This window comes from Halomonas sp. SCS19, from assembly GCF_040147015.1.
GTDB lineage: Bacteria > Pseudomonadota > Gammaproteobacteria > Pseudomonadales > Halomonadaceae > Halomonas > Halomonas litopenaei.
The window spans coordinates 858,110-873,398 of sequence record NZ_JAMSHN010000001.1 but is presented as its reverse complement, the minus strand read 5'-3'; the positions used below and the strand labels follow the sequence as shown (position 1 = coordinate 873,398).

The 15,289-nt window shown below is 61.6% G+C and carries 16 protein-coding genes; 11 read left to right on the top strand and 5 right to left on the bottom strand.

Annotation, left to right across the window (positions count from 1 at the left end; translation table 11 throughout):
* Nucleotides 1-5 precede the first annotated feature (5 nt).
* From hfq to NFH97_RS03530, 6 genes are all read left to right on the top strand, one after another.
* Nucleotides 6-251: an RNA chaperone Hfq gene (hfq, locus tag NFH97_RS03555; RefSeq protein ID WP_045993095.1), complete on the top strand. Its 246-nt coding sequence runs from the start codon at nt 6-8 to the stop codon at nt 249-251.
* A gap of 18 nt (nt 252-269) precedes the next feature.
* The gene (gene hflX / locus NFH97_RS03550) at nt 270-1,586 is read left to right on the top strand and encodes a ribosome rescue GTPase HflX (protein ID WP_045993096.1); all 1,317 of its coding nucleotides are present in this window, start codon (nt 270-272) and stop codon (nt 1,584-1,586) included.
* 253 nt (nt 1,587-1,839) lie between these two features.
* On the top strand, nt 1,840-3,084 hold the full coding sequence (gene hflK, locus NFH97_RS03545; protein ID WP_045993097.1) for an FtsH protease activity modulator HflK: 1,245 nt from the start codon (nt 1,840-1,842) through the stop codon (nt 3,082-3,084).
* The gene (gene hflC, locus NFH97_RS03540; RefSeq protein WP_045993098.1) at nt 3,085-3,987 is read left to right on the top strand and encodes a protease modulator HflC; all 903 of its coding nucleotides are present in this window, start codon (nt 3,085-3,087) and stop codon (nt 3,985-3,987) included.
* A 273-nt stretch (nt 3,988-4,260) separates the two neighbouring features.
* Entirely contained in the window at nt 4,261-5,442 is a 1,182-nt protein-coding gene (locus NFH97_RS03535; protein ID WP_045993099.1) for an ATP phosphoribosyltransferase regulatory subunit, read from the top strand.
* 110 nt (nt 5,443-5,552) lie between these two features.
* Entirely contained in the window at nt 5,553-6,848 is a 1,296-nt protein-coding gene (locus NFH97_RS03530; RefSeq protein WP_045993100.1) for an adenylosuccinate synthase, read from the top strand.
* A 108-nt stretch (nt 6,849-6,956) separates the two neighbouring features.
* On the opposite strand, the gene NFH97_RS03525 is transcribed toward NFH97_RS03530, so the two are convergent.
* The 5 genes from NFH97_RS03525 to NFH97_RS03505 all read right to left on the bottom strand — a co-directional run bounded on the left by NFH97_RS03525 (nt 6,957) and on the right by NFH97_RS03505 (nt 10,337).
* The gene (locus tag NFH97_RS03525; protein WP_286985161.1) at nt 6,957-7,391 is read right to left on the bottom strand and encodes a hypothetical protein; all 435 of its coding nucleotides are present in this window, start codon (nt 7,389-7,391) and stop codon (nt 6,957-6,959) included.
* 593 nt (nt 7,392-7,984) lie between these two features.
* Nucleotides 7,985-8,644, bottom strand: coding sequence for a tetratricopeptide repeat protein (locus NFH97_RS03520; protein ID WP_348827685.1), 660 nt, complete (start codon nt 8,642-8,644; stop codon nt 7,985-7,987).
* A gap of 35 nt (nt 8,645-8,679) precedes the next feature.
* The gene (locus NFH97_RS03515; RefSeq protein ID WP_348827686.1) at nt 8,680-8,940 is read right to left on the bottom strand and encodes a hypothetical protein; all 261 of its coding nucleotides are present in this window, start codon (nt 8,938-8,940) and stop codon (nt 8,680-8,682) included.
* 2 nt (nt 8,941-8,942) lie between these two features.
* Complete coding sequence (locus tag NFH97_RS03510) at nt 8,943-9,158, bottom strand: hypothetical protein (RefSeq protein ID WP_348827687.1); 216 nt, start codon at nt 9,156-9,158, stop codon at nt 8,943-8,945.
* 456 nt (nt 9,159-9,614) lie between these two features.
* Complete coding sequence (locus NFH97_RS03505) at nt 9,615-10,337, bottom strand: GntR family transcriptional regulator (protein ID WP_108131464.1); 723 nt, start codon at nt 10,335-10,337, stop codon at nt 9,615-9,617.
* Between the two features lie 192 nt (nt 10,338-10,529).
* On the opposite strand from NFH97_RS03505, the gene NFH97_RS03500 reads away from it, so the two are divergent.
* The 5 genes from NFH97_RS03500 to NFH97_RS03480 all read left to right on the top strand — a co-directional run bounded on the left by NFH97_RS03500 (nt 10,530) and on the right by NFH97_RS03480 (nt 15,262).
* Nucleotides 10,530-10,814: a UxaA family hydrolase gene (locus NFH97_RS03500; RefSeq protein WP_045993107.1), complete on the top strand. Its 285-nt coding sequence runs from the start codon at nt 10,530-10,532 to the stop codon at nt 10,812-10,814.
* 2 nt (nt 10,815-10,816) lie between these two features.
* Nucleotides 10,817-11,986, top strand: a complete 1,170-nt coding sequence (locus NFH97_RS03495; RefSeq protein WP_045993108.1) for a UxaA family hydrolase — start codon at nt 10,817-10,819, stop codon at nt 11,984-11,986.
* Between the two features lie 171 nt (nt 11,987-12,157).
* Complete coding sequence (locus NFH97_RS03490; protein ID WP_045993109.1) at nt 12,158-13,123, top strand: tripartite tricarboxylate transporter substrate binding protein; 966 nt, start codon at nt 12,158-12,160, stop codon at nt 13,121-13,123.
* Nucleotides 13,124-13,133: 10 nt separating this feature from the next.
* Nucleotides 13,134-14,657, top strand: coding sequence for a tripartite tricarboxylate transporter permease (locus tag NFH97_RS03485; protein WP_045993110.1), 1,524 nt, complete (start codon nt 13,134-13,136; stop codon nt 14,655-14,657).
* Complete coding sequence (locus tag NFH97_RS03480) at nt 14,654-15,262, top strand: tripartite tricarboxylate transporter TctB family protein (RefSeq protein WP_349624434.1); 609 nt, start codon at nt 14,654-14,656, stop codon at nt 15,260-15,262. Before NFH97_RS03485 ends, NFH97_RS03480 begins: the two co-directional genes overlap by 4 nt.
* Nucleotides 15,263-15,289: the final 27 nt, after the last annotated feature.

The following is a 15,289-nucleotide window of genomic DNA, read 5'->3' as shown; positions in this document are numbered from 1 at the left end:
GCAACATGTCCAAAGGGCAGTCCCTTCAAGACCCGTACCTGAACATTCTGCGCAAGGAGCGCATTCCGGTATCGATTTTCCTGGTCAACGGCATCAAGCTGCAGGGCCAGATCGAATCCTTTGACCAATTTGTCATCCTGCTGCGCAACACCGTCAGCCAGATGGTCTACAAGCACGCCATCTCCACGGTGGTGCCGTCACGCAATGTGCGTCTGCCGGCCCAGGATCCAGCTGCGCAGCCGGAGAGCTGATATTTCGTGAGGTATTGATTGTTTTTTGAACGTCCCGACGCCGGTGAAACGGCGGTACTCGTCCATATCGACTTTCAGGACGAGAAGGAGCGCGAAGATCCCGGTGAGTTCCACGAGCTGGTGAGGTCGGCGGGTGCCGAACCCGCAACCCTCGTGACCGGCTCGCGGCAACGACCCGACCCCAGGAGTTTCGTGGGGTCGGGCAAGCTCGAGGAAATCGGCGAGGCCCTGGCGGTACACAAGGCCGAGCTGGTGATCTTCAACCACGCGCTCAGTCCTTCCCAGGAACGCAACGTCGAGCAGACGCTGAAGTGTCGTGTGCTCGATCGTACGGGCCTGATTCTGGATATCTTCGCCCAGCGGGCGCGGACTCACGAGGGCAAGCTGCAGGTGGAGCTGGCCCAGCTCGAGTACATGTCCACGCGGCTGGTGCGAGGCTGGACCCACCTGGAACGCCAGAAGGGCGGTATCGGCCTGCGCGGTCCGGGTGAAACCCAGCTCGAGACCGACCGCCGCCTGCTGCGTGCGCGCATCAAGTCGATCCACAAGCGCCTGGACAAGGTGCGTAGCCAGCGCAGTCAGAATCGCCGCGCCCGCTCGCGTGCCGAGATCCCCAGCGTCTCGCTGGTGGGCTACACCAACGCCGGCAAGTCAACGCTTTTCAACAGCTTGACGGCGTCTGAGGTCTATGCGGCGGACCAGCTCTTCGCTACTCTCGACCCTACGCTGCGGCGTCTTGAGGTCGAGGACGTGGGGCCGGTGGTGCTGGCGGACACGGTGGGCTTTATCCGCCACCTGCCGCACAAGCTGGTCGAGGCGTTCCGTGCCACCCTGCAGGAGGCCGCCGAGGCCAGCCTGCTGGTGCATGTGATCGACTCAGCGGATCCTGATCGTGAGCTCAACGTCACCCAGGTGGAGGCGGTGCTCGACGAGATCGGCGCGCTGGACGTGCCGACGCTCAAGGTGATGAACAAGATCGACCTGTTCGACAGTTCGCCACGCATCGAGCGCGACGAGCACGGGGTACCGCAGACGGTGTGGCTGTCGGCGCAGAAGGGGCTGGGGCTGGACCTGCTGACCCAGGCCCTGACCGAGCGGCTGGCGGAAGACATCATCGACTTCTCGCTGACCCTGACGCCGGAGCAGGGCAAGCTGCGCGCGGCGCTGCATGAGCTGAATGCCGTGCGCGACGAGTCCTTCGACGAGGACGGCCAGACGCAGCTGGATGTGCGTCTGCCGCGTCGTGACTTCAATCAGTTGATGGCACGCCTTGGCGAGCGTGCCGCCGATTACCTTCCCGTCGCGCTGCAGGAACGCGACGTCTGGGAAGCCTGAACCGACCCGCCTGACGGGTCGGCAAGAGCGTCGCCCGGATGGTGACGCCACAAGGAAAGCACTGAAGAAATGTCGCGAGCGACGACAGGTTGGTCGCCGCCGGAGCGCAAAGGTCGGAGTTGACACAGGGTTAAATGAGAACCTTGAGCACCGCCGGCGGCCGAGATGCCGAGCGCAGCAATGTATGCAGTGTTTTCCAAGGATCGCAATCGATGCGCCTCGTCTAGGCGGGGGCACAGAGTGGAGACGACGTATGGCCTGGAATGAGCCTGGTGGCGGCAACGGCAACCAGCACGACCCCTGGAGTGGCGGGGGGCGCCGTGGCGGTAATGGGGGCGGTGGCAACCGCGGTGGCGACAATCAGGGTCCCCCCGACCTCGATGAGGCCCTGAAGAAGTTTCAGGACAAGCTCAATGGCATGCTCGGCGGCCGCGGCGGCAAGCGCGGCGGTGGCAAGGATGGCGGCAAGGGCGGCGGCAATCGCCCGCGCAATACCTTCGCCTTGCCGGGACTGTTGATCATCATCGGTCTCGCCGTATGGGCGGCCAGTGGCTTCTATCTGGTCGACCAGTCGGAGCGGGGCGTCGTGCTGCGCTTCGGCAAGTTCCAGGAAGTCGTCACCCCGGGTCTGCAGTGGAATCCGCCGCTGATCGACGACGTGCGCATGGTCAACGTTACCCGCGTGCGCTCGGTCAGCCAGACCCAGTCGATGCTGACCCAGGACGAGAACATCGTCTCGGTCGAGATCTCGGCCCAGTACCAGGTGGCAGCGCCGCGTGACTACGTGCTCAACGTGCGTGATCCCGAGCTGTCGCTGGAAAACGCCCTCGACTCGGCGCTGCGTCACGTGGTCGGTGGCACCGACATGATCGACATCCTGACCTCGGGTCGTGAGATCCTCGGCAGTGCCGTGACCAGCCGTCTGCAGACCTACCTGGACAACTACGGTACCGGTATCCGTCTGGTGACCCTGAACGTCGAGTCCACCTCGCCGCCCGATGCGGTGCAGGATGCCTTCGATGACGTCATCCGTGCCCGCGAGGATCGTCAGCGCACGATCAACCAGGCCATGGCCTACGCCAACGCCATCATCCCGGCGGCTCAGGGTCAGGCGCAGCGTATCGTCGAGCAGGGCCAGGGTTACCGCGAATCAGTGGTCGCCGAGGCGCGTGGTCAGGCCAACCGCTTCACCGCACTGCTGACCCAGTATCGCAATGCCCCCGAGGTGATGCGCGAGCGTCTCTACCTCGACGCCATCTCCGAGGTGCTCGGCCAGACCAACAAGGTACTGGTGGACGTCGATCAGGATGGCCCCTTGATGGTGCTGCCGATGGACCGTATCGGCCGTGGTCTGGGCACGTCCACCGCTGCCGACGCCGAGAATCAGCTCGATCCGCAGGTGCTGGAGCGCATCCGTGCCGAGTCCGCCAACGCGGCCTCCAATTCAAGCTCGAACCGCAACGGTCGTGACACCGGTATTCAGCGGGAGGGTCGCTAAATGATCAATAATCGATCCCTGCTCATCGTCGGCGGCCTGGCCGCCGCCGCCTGGCTGGCCAGCAACAGCCTCTACGTGGTCGACGAGACCGAGCGTGCGGTCAAGCTGCGCTTCGGTGAGATCATCGAGGAAAATATCCAGCCGGGCCTGCACGTCAAGGTGCCGATCACCCAGACCATTCGCAAGTTCGACACCCGGGTGCTGACACTGGATACCGACGCCAGCCGCTACCTGACCCAGGAGCAGAAGGCGGTGATCGTGGACTCCTACGTCAAGTGGCAGGTGGTCAACCCCACTCGCTACTACGAGGCCACGGCCGGCGACGAACTGATGGCGGTTCGCCTGATCCAGCCGCGGGTCGACGAGAGCCTGCGTAACGAGTTCGGCCAGTTGAACCTGCAGCAGATCATCTCCGAGAAGCGTGACGAGCTGATGTCCGGCCCCACCGAGGAGCTCGACAAGCTGATGCGCGAAGAGATCGGGGTGGCCATCCTCGACGTGCGGGTCAAGCGTATCGACCTGCCCGAGGACGTGTCCTCGGCGGTGTACGATCGCATGCGCTCCGAGCGTGAGCGTGAGGCCCGCGAGTGGCGTGCCCAGGGTCAGGAGGAGTCCGAGCGGATTCGTGCCAACGCCGATCGCCGCCGTCAGGTGCTGCTGGCCCAGGCCAACGAGCGTGCCGAGACCCTGCGTGGTGAGGGTGACGCCGAGGCCGCCGGTATCTACTCCGACGCCTACGAGGGCGATACCGAGTTCTATCGCTTCTGGCGTAGCCTCAACGCCTATCGCGACTCCTTCGGTGCCGGCGAGGGCAACATGATGGTGCTGGATCCCTCCAGCGACTTCTTCCGTTACCTCAAGAGCGCCGATCCCCAGGGAGCTGGCAGCCAGCCCCAGGGCTAGCGGTGGCCCCTGGCCGCCGACCGCAAGGGCGAATGCCGCCCTTGCGGGGTTCAACTGGCGGCCAAACGTGATAGAATCGGTAAACCGGGCGTGGCCCGGTTTTTTTGTGGCCGTCATTCCCGACATCGTTCCGTCCGACGCATTCGCCAGCACGCCAGAAGTTCCGAGACCGCTCCGAGATGAGTTCCCGGATTTCACCAGTGCGCGAGGTTTTGCGTGCGCGCGGACCAGGCCCACCGTCTAAGCAAGATATCGACCAAGCAGGATATCGACATGACCATCGCTGACCGCTGGCTCCTGCCCGACGGCATGGACGAGGTGCTGCCACCTCAGGCCAGTCGTATGGAGGAGCTGCGCCGGGCGCTGCTCGACCTCTTCCATCTCTGGGGTTACGACCAGGTGATGCCGCCCCCGGTGGAGTTTCTCGACTCCCTGCTGACCGGCACCGGCACCGATCTCGACCTTCAGACCTTCAAGCTCACCGACCAGCTCACCGGGCGCATGATGGGGGTGACCGCCGACGTCACGCCGCAGGTGGCGCGCATCGATGCCCACTCGCTCAAGCGCGAAGGGCCGGTGCGTCTGTGCTACTGCACCAACGTGCTGCGGGCCAAGGCCGACAAGCATCAGGGCGGGCGCAGCCCGGTCCAGGTCGGTGTCGAGCTGTTCGGCAGCGCCAGCCTGGCGGCGGATCTCGAGATCCTGCGCCTGGCGCTGGAGAGCCTCTCTGCCTCCGGCGCCGGCGAGGTGCACCTGGCGCTTGGCCACGTCGGCATCTACCGCAACCTGGTCGAGGTCGCCGAGCTCGACGCCGAGGCCGAATACGCCATCTCCGCGGCGCTGGCGCTGAAGTCGCCGGGGCAGCTCGAGGCAGAGGTGTCCAGGGCGGTAAGCGATCCCGCTCTGGCGGCCATGTTCCGCACCCTGGGCGAGCTGCACGGCGGCCCCGAGGTGCTCGACCAGGCCCGCGAAGCCTTTGCCGAGGCGCCCCAGGCGGTCAACGACGCCCTCGACAAGCTGTGCGAGCTGTATCAGGGCGTGCATCGCGAACACCCCGAGGTGGCCTGCTACTTTGACCTGGCCGAGCTGCGCGGCTATCAGTACCACACCGGCATGATGTTCGCCGCCTACGTGCCGGGGTACGGTCAAGCCCTGGCCAAGGGCGGGCGCTACGACGACACCGGCCGTGCCTTCGGTCGCGCCAGGCCTGCTACCGGCTTCTCGATGGATCTGAAGCTGTTGGCGACGCTGGCCTCCAGCGAAGCCGCCAGCGACAGCGTCTGGGCGCCGGCGGAAGGTGACGCCGAGGGCCTCGACGAGGCGGTTCAGGCCTTGAGGCGTCAGGGGCGCCGGGTGATCCAGGGGCTGCCCGGCCAGCGCGCTGCGGGACACGGCTGCAGCGAGCAGCTGGTGGCCCGAGACCAGCGCTGGGTGCTCGAACCGCTGGCGACATGATCCTGCCGGCAGTGCCTGGCACTGTCTGGCAAGCAATACCGGGGCGCCGGGGCGTGGCGCTTTAATCGACTGTGGCGCCAAGGCGCAACCAAGAAGAGACGAGAACTGCAATGGGCAAGAACGTAGTCGTACTGGGTACCCAATGGGGCGATGAGGGCAAGGGCAAGGTCGTCGACCTGCTGACCGAGTCCGCCTCCGCCGTGGTGCGTTTTCAGGGCGGTCACAATGCCGGCCACACCCTGGTCATCGACGGTGAAAAGACCGTCCTGCACCTGATTCCGTCCGGCGTGCTGCGCGAGGACAAGACCTGCGTCATCGGCAACGGCGTGGTGCTGTCGCCGGAGGCACTGATCAAGGAAATCCGCGAGCTCGAGAGCAAGGGCGTACCGGTGCGCCAGCGCCTGCGTCTGTCGCCGGCCTGTCCGCTGATCCTCGACTACCACGTGCGTCTGGATCAGGCTCGCGAGAAGGCTCGTGGCATCGCCAAGATCGGCACCACCGGTCGCGGCATCGGTCCGGCCTACGAAGACAAGGTTGCCCGCCGTGGCTTGCGTCTGGGCGATATGCTCCATCGTGAGCGCTTCGCCTCCAAGCTGGGCGAGGTGCTGGACTACCACAACTTCGTGCTGACCAAGTACCACGGCGAAGAGCCGGTGGACTTCCAGGCGACCCTGGAAAGCGCCATGGAGATGGCCGAAGAGCTGCGTCCGATGGTCACCGACACCGTGAGCCTGGTCCACGACCTGCGCAAGGGTGGCGAGAACATCCTGTTCGAAGGCGCCCAGGGCTCGCTGCTGGACATCGACCACGGTACCTACCCCTACGTCACCAGCTCCAACACCACCGCCGGCGGCACCGCTACCGGTTCAGGCGTCGGCCCGCTGTATCTGGACTACGTGCTGGGTATCACCAAGGCCTACACCACCCGTGTCGGCTCTGGTCCGTTCCCCACCGAGCTGTTCGACGAGCACGGCCGTCACCTGGCAGAGAAGGGCCACGAGTTCGGTGCCACCACCGGTCGCGCCCGTCGTTGTGGCTGGTTCGATGCCGTGGCGCTGCGTCACGCGGTGCAGATCAACTCGGTATCCGGCATCTGCCTGACTAAGCTCGACGTACTGGACGGCCTCGAGAACATCCGTGTCTGCGTGGGCTATCGCAGCAAGGACGGTGAAGTGCTCGACAACCCGGTGGATTCCGAAGGCTACGAGGCCATCGAGCCGGTCTACCAGGACCTGCCGGGCTGGAGCGAGTCGACTCTGGGCGTCAAGCGCGTCGAGGACCTGCCCAACGCCGCCCGCGCCTACATCAGCTTCCTCGAGGAGCAGGTCGGCACCTCCATCGACATCATCTCCACCGGCCCGGACCGCAACGAGACTATCGTCCTGCGCAATCCCTTCGGTGACTGATCGTCAGGTCGCCTGACCCAAGCGACGGGCGCAACAGAAAAGGCCGGCAGTGATGCCGGCCTTTCGCCCTCTATCGATAACCCTCACCGATTCCCTTTGCTGGTGAATTTACGGCGGCACTCCATCGAGAGCCTCGTGTGATTTTCTGTATACGCGCCCCAAAGCAAGCAGAATGACGCCAAGCAAAGCGACGCCGATCATGATCGAGAAGCCGGAGAGATAGTCGCTGAAATAATCGAAAGCGCTTGTGTCCATAACGTTAGAAAGCTCTTCCGATCGCTTGAACGATATCAATAGAAAAGTAATCAAGACATTGACTGCCTGCCCTGATAGTAGCGTGATGCCTGACAATGTCATCCAATTTGACCCAGGGTATACCACCAGGCCAAGTAACAGGAATCCTGCCAGAGGTATGCAATATTCCCCCATTACTTCAAATTTTACATTCCCGGTTTCTGGGACATCGAAGAAGGCCAGCAGGCCCACTGTATATACGAAAAAGGCGCAGATCGTTAGAAAGAGAATAACAAATAATTTTCTCATGATGATACCGTCATGAGACGAGAGAATTAAAATAGATATTGGCTTTCTGACGATATAGGAAAAAGGTGGATATTATAAAAAACAACAATAATAAATTTGTTATTGATTTGTCGAAGTTAATGAAAAACAAAAACAGAAGAGTGAAGCCGTGCCAAAATATAAAGATATTTCTCCCTCTTTTTAGACGAGCGAATATCATCATTGCTGCATATAGTAGCATAGTAGCATTAACGGTTAGTAATAATGACTGCATTCCCCTAGGCAGCCCAATCATGTGCATTTTTATGGTAAAGTCGATGCTTTCATAGCCTCTCATCATTAATACAAATTGTACTGTGGAAAGTATCATCAAGGCGCAGCAGATGATTGATATGGAAATAGGGCGTTTAGGCATTACACACTCCTTTGTGTAGTTTACTTCCTGCAATAAGTTACGGCTGGTTTATCAAAGCTCCTTTTTTCCTGAGTGAATTTCACATATGTAAGGTGACAGCATACGTCTATATAAAGTGTCGAAGCGTCCCCAAAAACTGGATGTGTGGTAGTACTGGGGTAGGGAAACGAACATATAAAACGAAGACATAGCATTCTTGCTACTTGTAGCTACCATCCGGCTGGTGCTTCAGGCCATAGTAGCTCGGGAAAAACGCGCGATTCTCTTCCTGCCAAACTCGGGATAGGGTAATGGCCTGCTGCACTTGTTCCGACGTCATCTGGGCCTCCAGTCGGCGTTTGTCGGGTACGCCAGCGGTGCCCTGAAGATCGTAGTACTTATATGCCTGAACCAGATCTACCTCGGTGCCGATACCCTGCTCGTAACACATGGCAAGACCACTATGGCTCATGCGTCCTTCAAATGGCATGTTCTCTGCTCGCTTTAGCCATTCAAAAGCGACTTTGTCGTCCTTAGGTACTCCTAATCCCTTATAGTAAATTTGTGCTAACTGAGTGGCAGACTCGGCATCGCCCTGTTCCGCCGCTTTGGTAAACCAGTATCGTGCCTTCTCGATATCCAGCTCGACGATGCCTCGTGGTTGAGGACCTTGGCTATTTCCCCTATAAGCATAAGCAAGGTTTTTTTGCGAACGTATGTAGCCTTTTTCTGCCGATGCTTCGAGATAGGCCAATGCAAGGGGGTGATTGACGCGGACGCCATGTCCGTAGAAGTAAACTTTGAATAAGATATGGCCCGCATCCACCACGCCAAGCTGCCATGCTTCCTGAAGCAGTGTTAACCCGTATGCTTTGTCCACGGGTTCTTCAATCCCTGTGACCATATCTAAATATATCAATCCAAGGATAAGTTTGGCCTCTCCGTCGTTTTTTTGCTATCTTCTGTTAGTTGCGTCATGTCGATATTTTCAAGTCTATCCGACAGTGCGTATCGACTGGGCGCATTGGCAATAAAATATGGAGAATTTTCCATTTCTATAAAGGCTGTGCTTTGTTCGTCATTTTTATGGATGTTCGATAAGTTGTCGCAGCCATGTAGTGTTGTTGTTAAAAATAATGTCAGGATGAATGATAGGACTTTGTTGATAGAAGGCATTTTTATACTCTAATTTTGAATCCGGCCTTGAGCTCGATATCTCCGCGTTGGCAAATGCAGTCGAGGGTGTAGCGGAAGGGGTGGGACATTCGCTCATTGCCCACCAGTCGATGGGGAATCAGTGGATGCTTGCCGACGCTGAGTTTCAGCAGTCGTTCGTCCTGCGTGAGTTCCGTATCGAACAGTGATCCCAGCCAGCGGCCCGAGCCATTCTCCATTGCTTTGCGCTCCCTGTGCGTGTCCATGCCCACGCTTCCGCCAGAACGTGTCCGGGAACGCTCTTCAGGTGTGTCGAACTTCGGGTCGGACTTGTACGGGGCGAGCGACGGCGAACCGTTATCTAATGGTTATCGCTACATTAGGCATCATCGGTTGTCTGGGGGAATCGGTGATATGGATGGATGAATGGAAGCGGTGGATTTGTAAGAAGATCAGTACAAACTAACCGGGAGTGACGAAGTGGCTCGCGCGGTATCTCTGGCGGGGACGTGGCGGCTCAAGGCGGGGCGCTGCGTTGGCGCAGATGAGGAGAGCCGCTGACGAGAGAGGCTCCCCCGTGGCCAGGATATCGTCCACGGGGGAGAGAATGATCGACCCTTCAAGGCCAGTAGTGGCTGCCCACATCGGGCACGCTGCCTGGCCATCAATCGAGCAAGCCTGGCTGGGTCGGGGCGCTACAACTCGTTGAAGTAACAGTGATGCCGGGTCTCGCAACGGGACACTCGGTACTCCAGCGCCTGCTCCTGAATATCTCTTGCTACCCGCCGGATCTCGAGGATCGGACTGCCTTCGTCGATCTCCAGGTGGTGGGCTTCGTCCTTGCCCGCCGCCACCGCGAACAGGCGTTCCTCGGCGTGGCTGACGTTGCAGCCGAAACGCTGCTGATACAGCTGATAGAGGGTGTTTGGCAGGGTCTCCGGCAGGCTTTCCAGCGTCGGAAAGCGTGTCGCCGCGACCACCACGTCCTCGAGCAGGGCGGGGCGTTCGTCGAGCTCCCTGACACGGCGAATATGGATGACGTCGTCTGCATCCTCCAATCCCAGCACCTCCATTTCCTCTTCGTTGGCCGGACGCCTTTCGCGCACCAGGATGCGTGACGTCGGTAGCGAGCGGGTGCCATCGAGCCGGGTCAGGTGGAAGAAGCGAAACAGCGAGCTGTCCTGATCGTGGGTGGCGACCACGGTGCCCTTGCCCTGGTAGCGGATCACCACGTTGTCGCTGGCCAGGGAGTCCAGCGCCTTTCTCAGGGTGCCGACACTGACCTGATACTCCTTGGCCAACGCCGACTCGCTGGGGATAAAGGTGCCGGGTGCCCACTCTCCCGAGACGATGCGCTGAAGCAGCACCTCCTTGATCTGCTGGTAGAGCGGTCGGTAGCTGAGGCTTGGCTGATCCATGCGGGTTCCTTCTTTGCGTTGGGCGAGGCCCGTTTCTTCGCCGCCAGTATAGCTCGAGGGAAATCTAGTTGATACTTGACTAACCTATATCCTATGTCCTATACATGAGTTGTGAGGGCAGCAAACGAGACCTGCCCAGGGCCAACCGGCGATATCACAACGTCAACAACATTCGTTCAGGAGAGGGGCAGCATGAGCATCGATTTCGTAGTGCACGATGCCGACGACAGTGTCGGGGTCGTGGTGGTCGAAGGCGTCGAGGCGGGGCAGACCCTGACAGGCTGGGTCATGCATCAGGACCAGACGGTCACCTTCGAGGTGAGCGACGCCATTCCCATCGGTCACAAGCTGGCCATTCGTGACCTCGATGAGGGCGACACCGTGATGAAGTACGGCGTCGATATCGGGCGCGTCGTCCAGCCGATCAAGCAGGGCGAGCACCTGCACGTACACAACGTCAAGACAAAGAGGTGGTAAGCATGGAAATCAAGGGTCGCAAGTTCCAGGGGTATCGGCGTGAAAACGGCCGTGTAGGGGTCCGTAATCACGTGATCGTGCTGCCGGTGGACGACATTTCCAATGCTGCCGCCGAAGCGGTTGCCAACAACATCAAGGGCGCACTGGCGCTGCCGCATCCCTACGGCCGCCTGCAGTTCGGCGCCGATCTGGACCTGCACTTCCGCACGCTGATCGGCACCGGCTGCAATCCCAACGTGGCGGCGGTGGTGGTGATCGGTATCGAGCCAGGCTGGACCAACAAGGTGGTGGACGGCATCAAGGCCACCGGCAAGCCGGTCGAAGGCTTCTGGATCGAACAGAATGGTGATCACAACACCATCTGTGCCGCCTCCAAGAAGGCCAAGGAATTCGTCCAGTACGCCAGCGAGATCCAGCGCGAGGAGTGCGACGTCAGCGAGCTGTGGGTATCCACCAAGTGCGGCGAGTCGGACACCACCTCCGGCTGCGGCGCCAACCCTACCGTGGGCGACGCCTTCGACAAGCTGTACGACGCCGGCTGCACCCTAGTATTCGGCGAGACCTCAGAGCTGACCGGCGGTGAACACCTGGTGGCCGAGCGCTGCGCCACCCCCGAGGTGCGCGAACAGTTCCAGGCGATGTTCGATCGCTACAGCGACATGATCGACCGCCACAAGACCAGCGACCTGTCCGAGTCCCAGCCGACCAAGGGCAACATCGAAGGTGGCCTGACCACCATCGAGGAGAAGGCGCTGGGCAACATCCAGAAGATCGGCCGTCGCTGCAAGGTGGATGGCGTACTGGACAAGGCCGAAACGCCGGACAAGCCGGGCCTGTGGTTCATGGACTCGTCTTCCGCCGCCGCCGAGATGGTGACCCTGTGCGCCGCCGCCGGCTACGTGGTGCACTTCTTCCCGACGGGGCAGGGCAACGTCATCGGCAACCCGATCCTGCCGGTGGTGAAGATCTGCGCCAACCCGCGCACCGTGCGCACCATGAGCGAGCACATCGACGTCGATGTGTCCTCGATCCTCAAGCGCGAGATCAACATGGAAGAGGCCGGTGATCAGCTGCTTGAAATGATGCTGCGCACCGCCAATGGCCGCAATACCGCCGCCGAGGCGCTGGGGCATCGGGAGTTTGTGTTGACCCGTCTGTACGAAAGCGCCTAAGCCAACGCCCGAGGCGGCGATCTGGCAAAAAAACCGGCTCCTCCCGCCGTTCGTCGGGAGGGGCAGGCCGTTGTAGTAAAGAAGGTTGTGCAAGAACGGCGAGCAATGAAAGCGTGTTGCTCGTAGCGAAGATCCTGACCACCCCATAACGACAACATCAGGAGTAACGTCATGCGCCTTTCCCACACCTTGACCCTGACCGCGATGCTGGCGGCGTCAACCCTCGTGGCCCCACTGGCTCTCGCCGACGCCGAGGACTTTCCCGCCAAGGACGTGCAGTACGTGATCCCCTTCGGTCCGGGCGGCGAGTCCGATATCAGTGCCCGACTGCAGCAGAAGTACTTCGAGGAGATCACCGGCCAGCAGCTGATCATCCAGTACATGCCCGGTGGCGGCGGCGCGGTGGGCTGGTCCCAGCTCAACGACATGACCGCCGATGGCCATACCATCATGGGCTCCAATCTGCCCCATATCGTGCTCAAGCCGATGGGCAAGGACGCCGGTTTTGCCACCGAGGACGTCAACAACTTCTACTTCTTCCACTACTCGCCGGACGCCATCCTGGTCCGCGAGGACAGCCCCTACCAGACCCTGGAAGATCTGGTCGAGGCGGCGCGCCAGGCGCCCGGTGTGGTGACCTTCTCCGGTAGCGGTACCTACAGTGCCAATGACGTGGCCAATACGCGCTTCCAGCAGTTGGCCGACGTCACCACCACCTACATCCCTTTCAAGGGCACCGGCGCGGCGGTCACCGCTCTGCTGGGTGGCCAGGTCCAGGCCGAGTGGGGCTATACCACCGTGGCTGCCAACCATCAGGACAAGGTGCGCATGCTGGCGGTGGCCGCCGAGGAGCGCCATCCGCTGTTCCCCGACGTGCCGACCTTCCAGGAACTCGGCTATGACATGGTGGGCGGCGCCTATCGTGGCATGGCGGTGCCCAGCGAGACGCCGGCAGACGTTCAGGCGCGGTTGTCCGAGATCTTCGATCAGATCAACCAGAATCCCCAGTTCCGCCAGGAGATGGAGGATCTGGGTTTCGTGTTGATGGACGTCGGCAATGATGACGTTGCCGACTTTCTGGCCGAACAGAGCCAGCAGTATGAGACCAGCGCGCGAGAACTCGGCCTGATCGACTGAGGTCAACGCCATGGATCTTATCGTTCACGCGCTCGGCGCTCTGTCGCCGCTCAATCTTGCGCTGGCCCTGCTCGGGGTAACGGCGGGCATCGTCATCGGTGCCCTGCCGGGGCTGTCCGCCACCATGGCGGTGGCGGTGCTGGTCCCGGTGACCTTCGGCATGGCGCCGGAGTCGGCCCTGATCATGCTCGGCGCCATCTATACCGGGGCCATCTACGGCGGCTCCTACTCGGCGATACTGGTCAATACGCCAGGTACGCCCTCGGCCATCGCCACCACCTTCGACGGCTATCCCATGGCCCGCCGCGGTGACGGTGATCTGGCCGTCACCCTGTCGACCATCGCCTCGGTGGTCGGTGGGCTGGTCGGGGTGCTGGCGCTGCTGCTGCTGGCGCCGCTGCTGGCCCAGGTCGCGCTCAGCTTCGGGCCGGTGGAGTACTTCTGGCTGGCGATCTTCGGGCTGACGCTGATCTCGGCGCTGTCCGAGGACTCGACCCTCAAGGGGTTCATGGGGGCGGGCTTCGGCCTGTTGCTGTCCACCGTGGGCGTCGCGGTGATCGGCGGCGATATCCGCTACACCTACGGCTCGCCGGTGCTGCTTGGTGGCATCGAAACGGTCTCGGCACTGATCGGCCTGTACTGCATTCCGGTGCTGATCGATCTGGTGGCAACACCCGCCGCTCACCTCAAGGTGGATGGCGTGTCGCGCGGGGTGCGCTTTCGCGAGGGCATGGCGATCGCCATCAAGGGCAAGCTGAACCTGCTGCGCTCGGCGACCATCGGCACCGGTGTCGCCATCCTGCCCGGGGCGGGCGGCTCGATTGCAAGCCTGGTGTCCTATTCGGAGGCACGCCGGGTGGCCGACGAACCGGCGAGCTTCGGCAAGGGCAATCCTCAGGGGGTGCTGGCGACCGAGGCCGCCAACAATGCCACCGTGGGCGGCGGCTTCATTCCGACCCTGGTGCTGGGCATCCCGGGCACGCCGCCGGATGCAGTGATCCTCGGGGCCTTGCTGGTGCAGGGCTTTCGTACCGGACCGGAGCTCTTCACCACCAACGCCGGTATCACCTACACCTTCGTCGCCGGGCTGTTTCTGGCCACCTGCCTGCTGCTGCCGCTGGGTCTGTTGATCGGGCGCTACGCCTTCAAGTCGATCATCTCCATTCCCAAGGCGCTGCTGGTACCGACCATCGCCTTCATGACGGTGATCGGCACCTACGCCATCCGCAACAGCGCCAGCGACGTGGTGATCATGCTGTGCCTGGGGGTGCTGGGCTGGGTGCTCAATCGCTACGGCTTTCGGCCCTCGCCCATCGTGCTGGGGCTGATCCTCGGACCCATCGCCGAGCAGGGCTTCGTCCAGGGCTTCCTGATGGGGCGGGCCAGCGGATCGCTGTTCGCTACCTTCTTCGGTGGTCCGATCAGCCTGACGATCATTGCGTTGTCGTTGCTGAGCGTCTTCTACCCGATGGTCAAGGCACGGCGTGAGGCAAGACGTCAGGACAAGACGATCAATGGGGAGGCGTCGCCATGAGCGCTGTTCACAACAGAAGCACTGGTCACGACACGAGCACTGGCCACAACGCCAGCGCTGCCAGCAAGAAGAAGCACGCCATCCAGGCCTCCTGCTCCCGAGCAAGCGAGTATCTGCTGCCGACGCTATTCGTCGCCGGCGCCGCTCTATGCCTGTGGGAGACCCGTGAGATGAGTCAGCTCGGGGCGGTATTCCCTGCGGTGATCTCGCTGGTGGTAATCGTCGCGGGACTGCTGCGCCTGGGGCAGCTTGGGCTGCGCGGGGTGGTGGCCAACCATGAGCGGGGCTCTGATTCGAGTTCTGATCCAAGTTCTGATTCAAGCTCTGATGCGAGCTCGGACTCGGGCTCCGGCTCGACCCCGCGGCGTCTGGCGTTGGTCGGAATCATGCTGGCCTGGGCCCTGGCGCTGCCCTGGCTCGGCTTCCTGTTGACCGGCCTTGCAAGCTTCGTCGGGCTGATGGTGGTGGCGCAGTACCGGCGCTGGCATCCACGTCGCCTGGCCGGACACCTGGCAACCGGCGCCGTGCTGGTGGCCTTCTTCTATGCCCTGTTTGCGCTGGTACTCAATGTTCCGCTGCCCGCGGGTCGCTGGTTCACGCTGTGAGGCCGATTCGACGCCATTATCGAGGGA